The organism is Flavobacterium sp. UW10123 (genome assembly GCF_040538975.1).
Classification (GTDB): Bacteria; Bacteroidota; Bacteroidia; order Flavobacteriales; family Flavobacteriaceae; genus Flavobacterium.
Genome location: NZ_JBEWQE010000012.1, coordinates 36,037 through 51,851, shown reverse-complemented (window position 1 = coordinate 51,851; position 15,815 = coordinate 36,037). Strand labels below are relative to the sequence as shown.

The window sequence follows — 15,815 nt, the reverse complement described above, 5'->3', positions numbered from 1 at the left end:
AATGTTGCAGCTGAATGAAAATGGACTGTTTTTAATACAATTTGAATCATTTGAGAGAGATATTGACACAAATGAAGCATTTTATTTTGAATAAAAAGCGCCTAATTTGAATTTTCAAATAAATGATATTGATAAAATTTTAAGGTTAAAAATATACTATCACTAAAATAAAGTTTGAAAAATCTAACCATTAATAATTTTGAAACAAAATGAACAATTTATTACAACTAAAGAATATTAGTTCTTTTTTTGTCCGTATTCCAGACGACTAAAAAAGAGCAATATTTCATTAAACCAAACCACAAAAAGAAATAAAACTATCTAAAATGCAAAAATCAATGAAAACAAAGTTCACTCACTTTTTAACGAAGAGATATTACCTCTTGGTTTTCTTTAGTTTATTACTGCAGTCCGCTTTTGCCCAGCAAATAAATGTTACGGGAAAAGTGACTACCGCAGACGGACAAGCGGTTCCTTTTGCGAATGTTTTAATAAAAGGAACACAGAATGGTGCTGTTACCGATTTTGACGGAAGCTTTAAAATATCGGCTAGCGGAAATCAGACACTAGTTTTTAGTTCGCAAGGCTATAAAACAGTAGAAATTGCCATCAATAACAAAACTTCTATAAATGTTACAATGGTAGAAGATGCCATGAAACTCGACGAAATAGTTGTAGTAGGTTACGGATCTCAACAGAAAAAAGATCTTACGGGAGCAGTTGCTTTAGTAAAACCAGAAGAAATCCAGAAACGACAAATTACTACAGTTGCTGACGGATTACAAGGTTTAGTTACGGGAGTTAAAGTTCGCGGTGGCGGACGCCCGGGACAAGAAGCAAGTGTAGAAATCCGTGGATTAAAAAACCTTCAAAGTTCAAATCCATTATATGTAATAGATGGTTTAGTAACTTCAGCAAACAGAGATTTTAACCCCAATGATATTGAAAGCATTCAGGTTTTAAAAGATGCATCTGCAGCAGCAATCTATGGTTCTCGTGCTGCAAATGGTGTAATTATTATTACGACTAAAAAAGGTAAAAAAGGTCCGCTTCAGGTTGAAGTTTCAGCAAAAACCAGTTTTACAACTATGCCGCGTTATGATTTGATGGAGACTGATGAGTTTGCAAAATACAACAACATGGCTTATGATAATGCTGGATTGCAAAGACAGAATCTTAACATGGCTGTAAATACAGATTGGCAAGATGCAACTTTCCAAACAGGAATGATGCAAGATTATAATGCTAGTTTTTCTGGCGGAAATGAAAATTCGACATTTTTTATGTCTGGAAATTATTTTGGAAATGAAGGAACTGTTATAGGAACCGATTTTGACAGAATCTCGTTCAGAGTAAATTCAAGCGGTACAAAAGGAATTTTCAGTATTGGAGAAAACTTAGCAATCAGTAATTCTAAAACAGATGAAATGTCTGGAAATCCAATTATAGATGTTTATAGAATGACACCAACAATTCCGCTTTATGACCCAACTAATTGGGGAGGATATGGATACGGAAAACAAGGAGTTGCTGATACTTTTGGTACTAATCCTTTAGCAATTGCTGATTTTGCAAATGTTATTAATCAAAATTTTAGAATTAGAGGAAATATCTGGTCAGAGCTAAAATTTGCTCCTTGGTTGAAATACCGTTTCAATTTTGGTTATGAAACTAGTTTCGACTCTTATAAATTTTTGAGAAAGGTGGGAAGCTGGACTTTAAATCAGCCGCAAGATCCAGCTTTGACAGATCAAAATAAAGCGAGATCAGAAACGATGTTATTTGAAAATACATTGACTTTCAAAAAAGAATTTGGTAAACATGATGTAACTGTTTTAGTAGGACAGACTTACCAAAAAGATAAATATGATATTATTTACGGTCAAAAAAGAAATCTTCCAATAAATTCAGCAACAGGACAATATTTTGAGGTTTTAGATTTAGGAACTGATCCTGTAGTTGGAGGAAGTATATCTGAAGCTGCTTTGGCGTCATATTTAGGTAGATTAGAATATAACTATGATAATCGCTATTTATTTAATGCTGTTATCAGACGTGATGGATCATCAAGATTTAGTGATGAAAACAAATGGTCAAACTTCCCTTCAGTTTCTGCAGGATGGAGAATTAGTAATGAATCTTTCTTTAAATCAGAATTTATTAAAGATTTAAAATTAAGAGGAAGTTATGGAGAATTAGGTTCAGGAAATATTGGAAATTACGAATACAAAAGCTTCGTTAATACAAACGGATTGATTGTTTTAGGGAATGGACAAAACGCATACAATTCAGCAACGCAGGTTAAATTAGCAAATCCTGAACTTCGTTGGGAGAAATTAAAACAAACCAATTTAGGATTAGATCTTGGTGTTTTAAATAATGATTTACGTTTAACGGCAGATTATTTTATTGCTCGTACAGAAGACGTATTATTTGGTTTCCCAATTTTATTAACTACAGGAAATGATGGTGGAAATCCAATTTCTAATGCAGCAACGGTTGAAAATAAAGGTTTTGAATTGGAATTGGCTTATAGCAAAAAAATCAATGAATTGTCTTTCAATGCTTCTGTAAATTTTACAAAAGTAAACAACAAACTGGTTTCATTAGGTAACGGACAAAACGAAAACTACTCTGGAAACACGGTTACAAGAGCTGGTATGCCAGTGGGAATGTGGTATGTTTTGGAAACTGACGGATTATTTCAAAATCAGCAGGAAATTAACAATTATAAAAATTCTGACGGAAAAGTAATTATGCCAAATGCTGTTCCTGGTGATATTCGTTTTAAAGATAATAATGGAGACGGACAAATTACTAACGAAGATAAAGCGGTTGTTGGCAGTCCTTGGCCAGAATTTGAAATGGGATTAAACGCTGGAGCAGAGTATAAAGGTTTTGATTTTTCTATGAACTGGATTGCTTCTCACGGAGCTACTGTTTATGATGGATTTAGAAGTGTTGTAGATCGTTTTGATGACAATAGCAATTACAGAAAAGGAATCCAGCCTTGGACACCTGAAAACCCAAATACTGATTTTCCTAGAATTACAAAAGGTTCAACATTAAACTCAAGAGGAGATAGCGACAGATTCTTAGAAAACGGCGATTTTATCCGTCTTAAATATATTGGATTTGGATACAATATCCCACAAAGTGTTTTAGATAAATCTGGTATTACAAGAGCGAGATTGACATTGTCAGCGCAAAATGTTATTACAATTACAAAATATAAAGGTTTGGATCCTGAGTTTAGTAATGGAAATATTTTCGAAAGAGGTGTTGACAATGGAGCTTTCCCAAATTTACAAACGTATTCATTTGGTGTTGAGTTTAGCTTTTAATTTTAAAAAAATAGCATAATGAAAAAAATATTAATAATAACCGTAGTTTCTCTAGGTCTTTTTTTTACTGCATGTGAAAAAGAACTTGATTTCGACAGCCCAAATGAGATACAAGTAGATCAATACTGGAAAACTGAAAATGATGCCCAAGCAGGTGTTAACTCTATTTATGCCATGTTTTATAAAGATGGTTTATGGGCAAGATGGATGTATTTTCGTTTAGATTTAACTTCAGACGAAGGTTATAGTGTTAGTCCGTGGACAGAATTAGCAGACTGGACAAGATTCAATTATATCAATTATAATTTCTGGGAAGGGAATGCTGTGACTTGGAGAGATACCTACAAAGCCGTTTTTAGATGCAATCAGGTTTTGGCTAATGTTCCAAATATCACTTTTCAAAATGAAGATGATAAAAAGAAAATTTTAGCGCAGGCTAAATTCTTTAGAGCATTGCATTATTACTATGCTGCGATTCTTTGGGAAGATATTCCATTAGTTTTAGAACCATCGTTACCTTCAGATTTGCCACAGCAAAGAAAACTAGCGGAAGTATGGGCTCAAATCGAAAAAGATTTGAATGAAGCTTATGAAGATTTGCCAAATGATTGGGCAGATGATCAAACAGGCAGACCTGATAAAGGTGCTGTAAAAGCTTTTCTAGCAAAAGTTTACATGCAGCAGCATAAATGGTCTGAAGCAAAAAGTGCTTTAGAATATCTAATTTCTGGCGCAGGTGCTAAATACAGTTTGGTGTCTAATTACAGAGATAATTTTACTGACACAAATGAAAACAACAGTGAATCTGTTTTTGAAATCCAATTTGGAGACCAAAGAAAAGGAGGGACAGGAGAAGATCAAAATGCGGCTGTTTCTAGCAACCGTTCTCAGTTTTTTGCCCCAAGAGGAATTGGATGGTCTGACGGACAAGCGCGTATCTGGTTAGTAGATGCTTTTAAGCAAGAAAACAATAAAGACGGAAAATTGGACGAAAGATTAAGATGGACTTTATTCTACCCTCAGTTATTAGCTGATTTTGGAGACAAAACCTACGGAAGAAATTGGGAGTGGAACAATAATGAAGCTTGGTTTAGAAAAGGAAGCCGTGATTATTACAGAAATAATGAGGATTACTACAGCCAAGTAAACTACAGATTGGTTCGTTATGCCGATATTTTATTGCGCTACGCGGAAGTTTTAAACGAATTGGGAAATACTGCTCAAGCGTATCAATATGTTGATTTGGTAAGAACTCGTGCCAACATGAATGCATTGGCAACGGCACATCCTGAAATTGGAAACGATCATGATAAATTCTTAGAACGTTTAAAAATGGAGAGAGTTTTAGAGTTATGCGGCGAAAGTGTTCGTTGGGAAGATTTAAAACGCTGGGGAGATTTGAATACTCAAGCTTCTGTAGATAAAATTGCGCTTCGTGATCCAGATTTTAAAAACTTCACAGTTGGTAAAAATCACAGAATGCCAATTCCGCAAAGTGATGTAGATAATAATCCAAATCTAGAGCAGAACTCTGGATATTAAAATTACGAATTGGATGAAAATAAAATACTTTCATTCAACAAGTAAGATCTAATTTGATCTGCTGAAATCTTTTAAAATCTGCGTGAAATACTTTCTTGCATCTATTTTTCACGCAGATTTATACAGATTAAATCAGATTTAGAGAGATTTGAATTAAGCTAAAGAATAGAAAAAATTATTCAATGAGTTAAAACTGATTTTTTGAGGGGATCAGATGTAAAAATCTGGTTCTCTTATTATAAAGAACAATCGTTCAGAAAAAACAAAATTAAAATGAAGAAAGTAAAATTGTGTCTGACATTTATGTTAGCAGGACTCGTATTGCTTAGTTGCAACAATAAAAAAAGTAATCCTGAAGAAAAAAATAACGAAACCGTCTCTGTAGAAAAAAGAGAAATCTGGACAAAAGATCAGGCCAATAAATGGTACGCAGAACAGCCTTGGTTGATTGGCGCAAATTATTCTCCTAGCACGGCTATAAATCAGTTAGAGATGTGGCAGGAAGATACTTTTGATCCAAAAAGAATCGATCAGGAATTGGGTTGGGCAGAAAATTTAGGCATGAATGTAATGCGTGTTTATCTGCACGATTTATTGCACCAGCAAGATGCGGAAGGACTTTACAAACGCATGAATCAGTTTCTTGAAATCGCAGACAAACATCATATCAAAACGCTTTTTGTATTGTTTGATTCTTGTTGGGATCCGTTTCCTGCTTTAGGAAAACAGCGCGCTCCAAAACCGCATACGCATAATTCAGGATGGGTTCAGGCGCCAGGTCAAAAAGCTTTGCAGGATAAAACACAATATCCTCGTTTAGAGAAATACGTAAAAGAAACGGTAGCCAAATTTAAAGATGACAAACGTATTTTAGGCTGGGATGTTTGGAACGAGCCAGATAACATGACAGGACCATCATACGAAAAGGTAGAAATCAAAAACAAAGTCGATTTGATCTTACCGCTTTTAAAAGATGTTTTTGTTTGGGCGAGAGAAAGCAATCCTTCTCAGCCATTGACTTCTGGAGTTTGGGTAGGAGATTGGAGCGATGAAGCGAAAATGAAACCAATGCATAAAATGCAAATTGAGCAGTCTGATATTGTTTCTTTCCACAATTACAACACACCTCAGGATTTCGAAAAAGTAATTAAACAATTAAAGCGTTACGGAAAACCATTAATCTGTACAGAATATATGGCAAGACCAAATGGAAGCACTTTCGAAGGATTTTTACCTCTTGCTAGAAAATACAACGTAGGAATGATCAACTGGGGATTTGTAGACGGAAAAACACAAACGAAATATGCTTGGGATAGTTGGACAAAAACATATACCGCAGAACCAAAATTATGGTTTCACGACGTATTACACACAGACGGAACGCCATACATCAAAGCCGAAACGGATTTGATTAAGAAAATGACAGCTGAGGCGAATAAAAAGAATTAGATAATGTGTCAATTTGATGATTAGATAATTTTTTGCCACAGATTAAAAGGATTCAAAAGGATTCAAAAGGATTCAAAAGGATTCAAAAGGATTCAAAAGGATTCAAAAGGATTCAAAAGGATTCAAAAGGATTCAAAAGGATTTTTTTTCTGTAGCAACATTAAAACATAGCCCAAGGTTTCAACCTTGGGTACGCAATGAATTTCCACACGCCGTGTTCCCAAGGTTGAAACCTTGGGCTATGTTTGAAAAAAAACATTTTAATCTGTGAAATCTGTGGCAAAAAAAATTAGCGAAAATTAGTGGAATTCGTGGCGAAAAAACTTTTAAACCTTTTAGCAGCATGAAAAAAAACACAATAAAAAAACTTCTTTTAATAACGGCAATCGTGATAGGTTTTCCTGCGAATGCACAACAGCCAGATCCGCCAGGACAAGTGAGGGGAAATGAAAAACCGAAAAACGAAGCCTATCTTTTTGCGCATATGACGCATAGCGATTATGGCAGATTATATTATTCTGTAAGTTTGGATGGACTGCATTGGGAAAATCTAAACAATGGAAAACGCGTTTTTGAAGATTATAAGGGACATCCCGATATCTGCAAAGGTCCAGACGGGAAATATTACATTGCAGGAAATACAGGAGACGATGCTAAAAGCATTAATATCTGGGTTTCGGATGATTTAATTACTTGGAAAAAACATTCCGATTATACGCCAGATCTAAAAAGCACGCCAGATTATTCTAACGCTTTACAGCGAATTGGTGCTCCTAAATTGTATTACGATAATGATTCTCAAAAGTTCATCATGACTTGGCACACACCGCATTTGGAAGGAACCAAAGAAGACGGCGAACGTTATTGGGCAAGTCAGCGTACTTTGTATGTTTTGTCTAAAGATTTAAAAACTTTTGAAGGAACTCCAAAACGTTTATTTGATTGGGATATGGGGACGATTGATGTTTTTATTCGTAAAGTTGGCGATTCCTACTACGCCGTGATTAAAGACGAAACCTATCCGACTTTGTATTGGACAACGGGAAAAACCATCCGAATTGCCAAATCAAAATCCCTTTTAGGACCTTATTCTTTGCCCCAGCAATCTATCAGTCCAAACTTCAGAGAAGCGCCAATGCTGATTCCTTCTCCAGATGACAAAATATGGTATATGTATTACGAACAATATCCAGGAGTTTCATACGGATTATCAATAGCAGATAACCTAAACGGACCTTGGTTTCAAGCCTCAGGCTACACTTTTTTCTCAGATTGGGACAAATACAGTCTCCCAGAAAAAGTGCGTCACGGCTGTATGATTACAATCTCTAAAAAAGAATACGACAGTTTAGTGAAGAAATTCGGGAAATAATGGTGAATTGTAAATTGTGAATGGTGAATTATTGATGGTGGCTATTGAGGAAAAGTTAATTCACAATTAACCATTCATAATTCACAATTAAAAATATGGTTAGTTAAGTTAGTTTAGTTTAGTTCAGTAATTATCGGGCTTATGTGGAGATGAGCCCGGTAATTCATTTTGATTTAGAAGAAAATCATGGCATTCATTAAATGCCTAAAAATATAGAGTATGAAAAGAAAAAGTATCCTTTTTTTAGCCTTGTTTTCGGTCATTGTAGCAAATGCACAATGGAAACCGCAAGGAGATAAAATCAAAACAAAATGGGCAGAGCAGGTTGATCCGAATAAAACTTTGCCCGAATATCCCCGTCCGATTATGGAGCGTGGACAATGGAAAAACCTGAATGGTTTGTGGAATTATAGCATTCAAGAATTTGGAAAAGCCGCGCCTTCAAAATATGATGGGCACATTCTAGTTCCGTTTGCGGTCGAATCGAGTTTGTCTGGCGTGATGAAAGAAGTTGGTTCTAAAAATGAACTTTGGTACGAAACCGATTTTTCAATCGAATCAGGTTGGAACGGAAAAAATATCCTTTTGCATTTTGGCGCTGTAGATTGGAAAACAGAAGTTTTTGTGAATGATGTAAAAGTAGGTTCGCATACAGGAGGATATACGCCATTTTCATTCGACATTACACCATTCATCCAAAAAGGGAAAAATCAGAAGCTCGTTGTGAAAGTTTGGGATCCATCCAACGATGGGCCTCAGCCAAGAGGAAAACAAGTTAAGAATCCAGAAGGAATTTGGTATACGCCCGTTACCGGAATCTGGCAAACGGTTTGGATTGAGCCTGTAAATGTTAAAAATATTACATCGTTAAAAACAACCCCAAATATCGATCAAAATACGATCAGTATAAAAGCTGAGGTAAATGGAGCAGAAAAAGGAGATTTAATAGAAATTTCTGTTTTTGATGATGGAAAAGAAATCGCTAGAGAAAAAGCGGTTGTAGGCGAAAGCAATGATATTGTTTTAAATAATCCGAAACTGTGGTCGCCTGAAAGTCCATTTTTATATCAGACGAAAATTTGCTTGATGAGCAAAAATAAAATGGTTGATGAGGTGAAAAGTTATTTTGCGATGCGAAAAATTTCGTCTAAACGAGATGAAAGCGGGATAATGAGAATGCAGTTAAATAACAAAGATTATTTCCAATTTGGTCCTTTAGATCAAGGCTGGTGGCCAGACGGTTTGTACACAGCACCAACCGATGAAGCTTTGAAATACGATATCATTAAAACTAAAGAATTAGGTTTTAATATGATTCGCAAACACGTAAAAGTAGAGCCAGAGCGCTGGTATACGCATTGCGATCAGTTAGGAATTTTGGTTTGGCAAGATATGCCAAGCGGAGACGATCAGCCAGTTTGGCAAAACAGAAAGTATTTTGAAGGAACAGAATTACAACGTTCGGCAAAATCGGAAGAAATCTATAGAAAAGAGTGGCGCGAAATTATGGATCATTTGTATTCGTATCCAAGTATTGTGGTTTGGGTTCCGTTTAATGAAGCTTGGGGACAATTTAAAACCGTTGAAATTACTGAGTGGACAAAAAATCATGATGCAACGCGTCTGATTAATTCTGCAAGTGGAGGAAACCATTTTCAAACAGGAGACATTTTAGATTTACACAATTATCCAGGGCCAGAAATGTATTTGTACGATGCGAGAAGAGTTACGGTCTTGGGAGAGTATGGTGGAATTGGTCTTCCGTTGGAAGGACATCTTTGGAGAGCAAATGACAACTGGGGTTACATCAAATTTAAAAATGAGGCAGAAGTTACCGCTGAATACAAAAAGTACGCGGAAATCCTTCGAAAATACGTTAAAACGGGATTCTCGGCTGCAGTCTACACTCAAACAACAGATGTTGAAGGTGAAGTAAACGGTTTTATGACCTACGATAGAAAAGTCGATAAAATGGATTTTAAAGCGGTGAATAAGATTAATACGGAGGTTATTAATGCTTTGAATTAGAGTTAAATTTATTTCTCCCGCAGATTTTGCAGATCACGCTGATAAAAAGAAATCTGCAAAATCTGCGAAATCTGCGAGAGAAAATTCAAAGACTAACAAAAAACTAAAAATGAAAAAATATCTAATCTTTTTTCTGTTAACAACGATAAGTTTCGCACAACAGAAAACATTCACAAATCCAATCCTTCCATCGGGAGCAGATCCTTATAGCACGTATTACAAAGGCTATTATTACTACACGAACACACTTGGAAACAAATTGGTTTTGTGGAAAACAAAAGACCTTTCAGATATTAAAAATGCAGAAAGCAAAGTGATTTGGACACCACCGAAAAACTCCAATTATTCGGCAGAAATCTGGGCGCCAGAGTTTCATATCATCAAGGGAAAATGGTATTGCTATTTCGCAGCAGATAATGGCGACAACAACAATCACAGAATGTATGTTTTAGAAAATAAATCTTCAGATCCGTTTAAAGGAAAGTTTGAGTTTAAAGGCAAAATCGCTGCGAAAACCGATAAATGGGCAATTGACGGAAATGTTTTTGAATATAAAAAACAGCTATACATGATTTGGGCAGGCTGGGAAGGAGATAAAAACGGTCAGCAGAACATTTACATTGCCAAAATGAAAAATCCGCTTCAAATTGATGGCGATCGCGTTATGATTTCTGCACCAACAAACGATTGGGAAACACATGGCGCTTTGCATGATGAGGTGAATCCGCCACAGGTAAATGTGAACGAAGGGCCACAGTTTTTAGAAAGAAATGGAAAAATCTTTATTGTGTTTTCGGCAAGCGGCTGTTGGACCGATTTCTATGCTCTAGGCTTGTTGTCTTTTAGCGGAAGCGATAATTTATTAGATCCAAATGCTTGGAAAAAATCGTCTGAACCGATCTTTAAACAATCTGAAAAAAATAAAGTTTATGCTCCAGGGCATAATTCATTCTTTAAATCTCCTGATGGAAAGGAAGATTGGATTCTATACCACGCCAATACAAATCCAGGCGAGGGCTGCGGAAACAAAAGATCGCCAAGAATGCAGAAAATTGACTGGGATTCCAACGGTTTTCCAGTTTTGGGTGAGCCAGTTAGTGAAGGAATTCAATTGGTAATTCCATCAAATTAAAATCATTTAAAAAAAGATAAAAATGAAAAATATTCAAATTGCTGCAGTTTTGTTGCTTGTACTTTTTCAGTTTAGCTGTAAAGACAGTAAAAAGGAAAATGCGGTTTCAAAAGAAAGCTCAGAAATCAAGTCAGATTCAGTAAAAATGGTTTTAGAAGCTAAAAACTTCGATACCATCATTGATGGTAAAAAAGTCGGTTTGTATTGGATAGAAAATAAAGATATAAAAGCTGCTTTTACCAACTATGGCGGACGGTTGGTAGGTTTATGGGTTAAAGATAAAAACGGAAAACCAACCGATGTTGTAGTCGGAATGAATAGCGTAAAAGGTTTTAAAAAATCAACAGAACCGTATTTTGGCGCTACAATTGGAAGGGTAGGCAACAGAGTTGCATTAGGGAAATTTACGCTGGAAGGAAAGCAGTACCAAATTCCGTTAAATAATGGAAAAAATGCGCTACATGGTGGTGTAAAAGGGTTTCAAGACGTTGTTTGGAATGCTGAAAAGACAAATGAGAATACGCTGGTTTTTACCTATGCTTCACCAGATGGAGAACAAGGTTTTCCTGGAAATTTAAACGTAAAAGTAACGTATTCTATTACAGATGATCATGCGGTAAAAATGGAATATGAAGCAACAACCGATAAAACTACGATTGTAAATTTGACCAATCACGCCTTTTTCAATTTGAATGGAGAAGGAAGCGGTACAATTTTAAATCACGAATTACAGATTTACGGAGATAAATTTACACCAGTTGATGAAGGTTTGATTCCGACTGGAGAATTGAAATCGGTAAAAAATACACCATTCGATTTTACATCAAAACATAAAATTGGCGAAAGAATAGAAACCAATGACGAACAGCTTAAATTCGGAAAAGGTTATGACCATAATTATGTGCTTAATAGCACTAAAAAAGACGAATTTATTCATGCGGCAACAATTAAAGGAGATATTTCAGGTATTACTTTAGATATTTATACAGAAGAGCCTGGATTGCAATTTTATAGCGGAAATTTTATGCAAAGCAAAAACACCTTTAAATCAGGTGCTAAAGATGATTTTAGAACTGCTTTTGCTTTAGAAACACAGCACTTTCCAGACGCGCCAAATCAGCCAAAATTCCCTCAGATAACATTAAAAGCAGGAGAGAAGTATCATACCGTTTCTTTGTATAAATTTTCGGTTAAATAGTTATGAGTTTTGAGTTGAAAATTAGGAGTTGGAAAACGTTATGCGAAAGACTTTTATGTGAAAAATAAAAAGGAGTTTTTTGAAGCTAAATGACGGATTTTTATCAAAATTTGCATCATAGAATTTTTCTATAGTAATATTTTAACTAATTGATTTTTAGTTTTTAAATTGATTTAATTAAATAAAAAGTTTAATAATGAAAATAAAAAAGTATTTTACGCTTTTAAGTCTGTTTTGTGTCTTTATTTGTTGCTCTCAAGATAAAGAAACGGTTAAAAAAGCGACTTCAAAAGAGCAACCAATCTTGTTGGCAGATCCAACTATTTTTTACGAAAATGGAGTTTATTATTTGTACGGAACAACGACAGGAGATTTTCCTAATGGAGAAGGTTTTCAAGTGTACACTTCTTCCGATTTAAAAAAATGGAAGGGTCCCGTTGGAGCACAAAATGGATTGGCATTAAAAAAAGGAGATGCTTATGGAACGAAAGGTTTTTGGGCACCGCAGATTTTTAAATACAGCAATAAATTCTATATGATTTATACTGCCGATGAGAATATTGCCATTGCAAGCAGTGATAGTCCGCTGGGACCATTTAAGAATGATTCTAAGGCTCCAATGTTTAATTCGGGCAAACAGATCGATCCTTTCTTTTTTGTTGATCAGGATGGCAAAAAATACCTTTATCACGTGCGTTTGACTAATGGGAACAGAATTTTTGTAACAGAATTAAAAGAAGATCTTTCGGGAATTAAAGAAGAAACGCTGAAAGAATGCATTTCTGGGGTTCTTCCTTGGGAAAATACGCAAAATGTATCTTGGCCAGTTACAGAAGGTCCAACGGTATTAAAACACAACGATTTGTATTATATGATTTATTCTGCCAATGATTTTAGAAATCCTGATTATGCTGTAGGTTATGCAACAGCAAAAAGTCCCTATGGACCTTGGGAAAAAGCTGCAGAAAGTCCAATAATAAGCCGTAAAGACGTTGGAATAAATGGAGTTGGCCACGGAGATGTTTTTTATGATAAGAGTGGAAAAATGAAGTACGTGCTACATACTCATTTTAGCAATAGCGGTGTTTCTCCAAGAAAAGCTGGAATTATCGATATTGATTTTGAAGGAAATAAAATTAAGGCAAATGCTAAAAGTTTTATTTTACTAGAAGAATAAAAGCTTTGTGATTTTAGAGCTGATAAGTGGGCTGTCTCAAATTGAGTCAGCCTTTTTTTAACATTTTAACCTGCTTTTAACACAGATGCAATTTAAATATTGTCTATTTCGCTTCAGATTCGTACATTGTTAAAAATTACAGACATGACAAAAAAAATAGAAGATTTAATTCCGCATCGTGCCCCATTTCTCTTTGTAGATGAAATTATTTCTTATACAACAGACACAATCATTGGTTTAAAGACGTTTACAGATAAAGATGCTTGGCTTCAGGGCAGTTTTCCCGATTTTAATTTTGTTCCGGGAACTATTTTAATCGAAGCTATGGCACAATGTGGAGGTGCAGGAATTAAACTTTTAGGAATTGCAGATGGCGTTTTTGGATTGGTTAGTATGGACAATGTTGAGTTTTTTGCGGGTGTTGAGTTCAATAAACTCGTTAAATTTGTTGTAAAAAACATTCGTACAAGCGAAAAAATCATAAAACAATCGGGTGAAGCTTTTGATGAAGATAAATTGATTATGAAAGGTGAGTGGATGTGTGTGAAGCTTCAGTGAGAGAATAGTCAATAGAGAAAAGAAGCAAGAAGAAAGATTATAGAAAAACGCCTTAAGATTGGATTCTTAAGGCGTTTTTTTACATTTTTGTTATGATGAATTCGCTTCGGCGGTTGACTTGGTGCTGTGCTTCTGTGCAGGGAACTCCATTTGAACAATTATTGAGCAATTGGGTTTCGCCATAGCCAATTGCGCTTTCGATTCTTTCAGGTGCAACGCCTTGAGAAATTAGATAATCTCGTGTGGCTTTTGCTCTTCGGTCAGACAATTCGAGATTGTATTGGTCGTTGGCGCGCGAGTCGGTATGCGATTCAATTTTAATTACAACAGTATTATACTGATGCATTAACAGAACTACTTTATTTAATTCTATTGCAGCATCATAACGAATATCAGATTTATCTAGATCAAAGTAGATAATTCCGATTTTGATTTTTAAAAGACCATTTTCGCGCACAATCAAAGCAGGATCTAAGCCAACTAAAGCCTCGGTTTTTCCTGAATTGTTTGCCGTTACAATTGATTTAGTATTACTGTTGTAGTTCTCTTTTGTGACTTCAATTGTATATGGCGTATTGCAATTTACGTTGTTATTAAAATCGTATTTTCCGTCCAATTGGGAAACGGTTTCTGCCACTTTTATTCCGTTTGCATTTTTCAGCGTTACCATGGCACCAGCGATTCTGTTGTTTGAAATAGCATCAAAAACATAACCGCTTACGGCTTGATTGCATGATCTTTCAAAAGAGTAAATATCATCATCGCCTTTACCAGTTTTTCTGTTGGAACAGACAAATCCTTTATTGGTTGATTCGTTAACGATATAGCCAAAATCATCTCTGTTACTGTTTAATGGTGCTCCAAGATTTGCCGGAGAGTCAAATGCTCCATCATTTATTCGGCTTTCAAAAACATCTAGACCTCCTAAACCCAAAAATCCGTCAGAAGAAAAATACAATGCTTGATCGGTAATGTATGGAAACATTTCGCGCCCAGTCGTATTTATTTTTTCTCCTAAATTTTTTGGTTCAGAGAATTGATTGTTCCCTAATATTTCTACAACGAAAATATCTGTAGATCCAATTGTTCCAGGCATATCAGAAACAAAATAAAGTTTTTTGCCGTCTTTGCTTACGGATGGATGCCCAACAGAATAATTGTCACTGTTAAAAGGCAGTTCTTTTATATCTTTCCAAGAAACTGTGCCATTGCTGTTTTCTGTTGCGGTGGCAGAAAAGATTTTAAGATTATTGATGCCTTTACTGTCGCGTTTCAGTTTTCCGTTGTAATTGTTTCGGGTAAAATAAATCGTTTTTTCGTCTGGGGAAAAGGCGATGCAGGCTTCGTGATATTTTGTTGTAATGTCTTTTCCGAAACGCTCTTTAAAAGTAACATTCGATTGTGTTTCGCTAATTTTACCCAACTGCATATTCAAGTAAGGCTGATCATTCCATCCATATTTTTCAGTTTTAAAATACGAAGAATCAACTGTGGTAGAGTAGACCAGATCGCCTTTGTAAAACATGGGACCAAAATCAGAATAGGCAGAATTAATGTCTAAGTTTTCAAGCACAAAAGAAGGCTTTATGTTTTCTATATCTTCTAATGTCACATTTTTAAGCGAAAAGTTTTTAGCTCTAACATCGGTTGATTTTTGTTTTTCGGCGAAGGCTTTCATCCATTTTTTTGCCAATTCATAATTCTGAATCCCCTGTAAAGACTGTGCATAACGAAATAAATATTCGGCAGAAACTTCGTTGGGATAATCCGCAATCAGCTTTCCGTACCACTTAGAAGCGCTTGACATTCTGGTATTAAAATAATAAGCGTCTCCAAGACGTTGAAGCGTTTCTTTAGATGCATCGCCATTATTTATGGAAAGCTCATAGGATTTTGCGGCTTCAACATAATACATCTTATCAAAAAGAGCATCGGCAGCTTTGTTTTTGGTTTGCGAATAAATCAGTTGTATAACCAATAATGCGAGTATAGTAATTGTTCTTTTCATAGACTAT

10 protein-coding genes are annotated in these 15,815 nt (G+C 35.4%); 9 read left to right on the top strand and 1 reads right to left on the bottom strand.

Going from position 1 to position 15,815, the window contains the following annotated elements; all coding sequences use genetic code 11:
* Positions 1-338 precede the first annotated feature (338 nt).
* The 9 genes from ABXT06_RS14935 to ABXT06_RS14895 all read left to right on the top strand — a co-directional run bounded on the left by ABXT06_RS14935 (position 339) and on the right by ABXT06_RS14895 (position 13,800).
* Entirely contained in the window at positions 339-3,344 is a 3,006-nt protein-coding gene (locus tag ABXT06_RS14935) for a SusC/RagA family TonB-linked outer membrane protein (protein WP_354591459.1), read from the top strand.
* 18 nt (positions 3,345-3,362) lie between these two features.
* Entirely contained in the window at positions 3,363-4,886 is a 1,524-nt protein-coding gene (locus tag ABXT06_RS14930) for a RagB/SusD family nutrient uptake outer membrane protein (protein WP_354591458.1), read from the top strand.
* 273 nt (positions 4,887-5,159) lie between these two features.
* Positions 5,160-6,335 (top strand): cellulase family glycosylhydrolase, encoded by a 1,176-nt coding sequence (locus ABXT06_RS14925; protein WP_354591457.1) that lies wholly within the window; start codon positions 5,160-5,162, stop codon positions 6,333-6,335.
* A 343-nt stretch (positions 6,336-6,678) separates the two neighbouring features.
* Complete coding sequence (locus ABXT06_RS14920; protein WP_354591456.1) at positions 6,679-7,707, top strand: glycoside hydrolase family 43 protein; 1,029 nt, start codon at positions 6,679-6,681, stop codon at positions 7,705-7,707.
* Positions 7,708-7,926: 219 nt separating this feature from the next.
* Positions 7,927-9,735, top strand: coding sequence for a glycoside hydrolase family 2 protein (locus ABXT06_RS14915; protein ID WP_354591455.1), 1,809 nt, complete (start codon positions 7,927-7,929; stop codon positions 9,733-9,735).
* A 109-nt stretch (positions 9,736-9,844) separates the two neighbouring features.
* Positions 9,845-10,867 carry a glycoside hydrolase family 43 protein gene (locus ABXT06_RS14910; protein ID WP_354591454.1) on the top strand — a complete coding sequence of 341 codons (1,023 nt, stop codon included), beginning with the start codon at positions 9,845-9,847 and terminating at the stop codon, positions 10,865-10,867.
* A 22-nt stretch (positions 10,868-10,889) separates the two neighbouring features.
* Positions 10,890-12,065, top strand: coding sequence for an aldose epimerase family protein (locus ABXT06_RS14905; protein WP_354591453.1), 1,176 nt, complete (start codon positions 10,890-10,892; stop codon positions 12,063-12,065).
* A 196-nt stretch (positions 12,066-12,261) separates the two neighbouring features.
* Positions 12,262-13,242 (top strand): glycoside hydrolase family 43 protein, encoded by a 981-nt coding sequence (locus ABXT06_RS14900; RefSeq protein ID WP_354591452.1) that lies wholly within the window; start codon positions 12,262-12,264, stop codon positions 13,240-13,242.
* A gap of 144 nt (positions 13,243-13,386) precedes the next feature.
* Positions 13,387-13,800: a 3-hydroxyacyl-ACP dehydratase FabZ family protein gene (locus ABXT06_RS14895; RefSeq protein WP_202001850.1), complete on the top strand. Its 414-nt coding sequence runs from the start codon at positions 13,387-13,389 to the stop codon at positions 13,798-13,800.
* A 79-nt stretch (positions 13,801-13,879) separates the two neighbouring features.
* Here ABXT06_RS14895 and ABXT06_RS14890 read toward each other — a convergent pair whose 3' ends face one another.
* The gene (locus tag ABXT06_RS14890) at positions 13,880-15,808 is read right to left on the bottom strand and encodes an OmpA family protein (protein WP_354591451.1); all 1,929 of its coding nucleotides are present in this window, start codon (positions 15,806-15,808) and stop codon (positions 13,880-13,882) included.
* Between the last annotated feature and the right edge of the window lie 7 nt (positions 15,809-15,815).

What these genes read in the sequence shown, in the direction of transcription:
- ABXT06_RS14890 (WP_354591451.1), bottom strand. Translation starts at nt 15,808, where the DNA reads ATGAAAAGAACAATTACTATACTCGCATTATTGGTTATACAACTGATT.
- ABXT06_RS14910 (WP_354591454.1), top strand. Translation starts at nt 9,845, where the DNA reads ATGAAAAAATATCTAATCTTTTTTCTGTTAACAACGATAAGTTTCGCA.
- ABXT06_RS14920 (WP_354591456.1), top strand. Translation starts at nt 6,679, where the DNA reads ATGAAAAAAAACACAATAAAAAAACTTCTTTTAATAACGGCAATCGTG.
- ABXT06_RS14935 (WP_354591459.1), top strand. Translation starts at nt 339, where the DNA reads ATGAAAACAAAGTTCACTCACTTTTTAACGAAGAGATATTACCTCTTG.
- ABXT06_RS14930 (WP_354591458.1), top strand. Translation starts at nt 3,363, where the DNA reads ATGAAAAAAATATTAATAATAACCGTAGTTTCTCTAGGTCTTTTTTTT.
- ABXT06_RS14905 (WP_354591453.1), top strand. Translation starts at nt 10,890, where the DNA reads ATGAAAAATATTCAAATTGCTGCAGTTTTGTTGCTTGTACTTTTTCAG.
- ABXT06_RS14900 (WP_354591452.1), top strand. Translation starts at nt 12,262, where the DNA reads ATGAAAATAAAAAAGTATTTTACGCTTTTAAGTCTGTTTTGTGTCTTT.
- ABXT06_RS14925 (WP_354591457.1), top strand. Translation starts at nt 5,160, where the DNA reads ATGAAGAAAGTAAAATTGTGTCTGACATTTATGTTAGCAGGACTCGTA.
- ABXT06_RS14895 (WP_202001850.1), top strand. Translation starts at nt 13,387, where the DNA reads ATGACAAAAAAAATAGAAGATTTAATTCCGCATCGTGCCCCATTTCTC.
- ABXT06_RS14915 (WP_354591455.1), top strand. Translation starts at nt 7,927, where the DNA reads ATGAAAAGAAAAAGTATCCTTTTTTTAGCCTTGTTTTCGGTCATTGTA.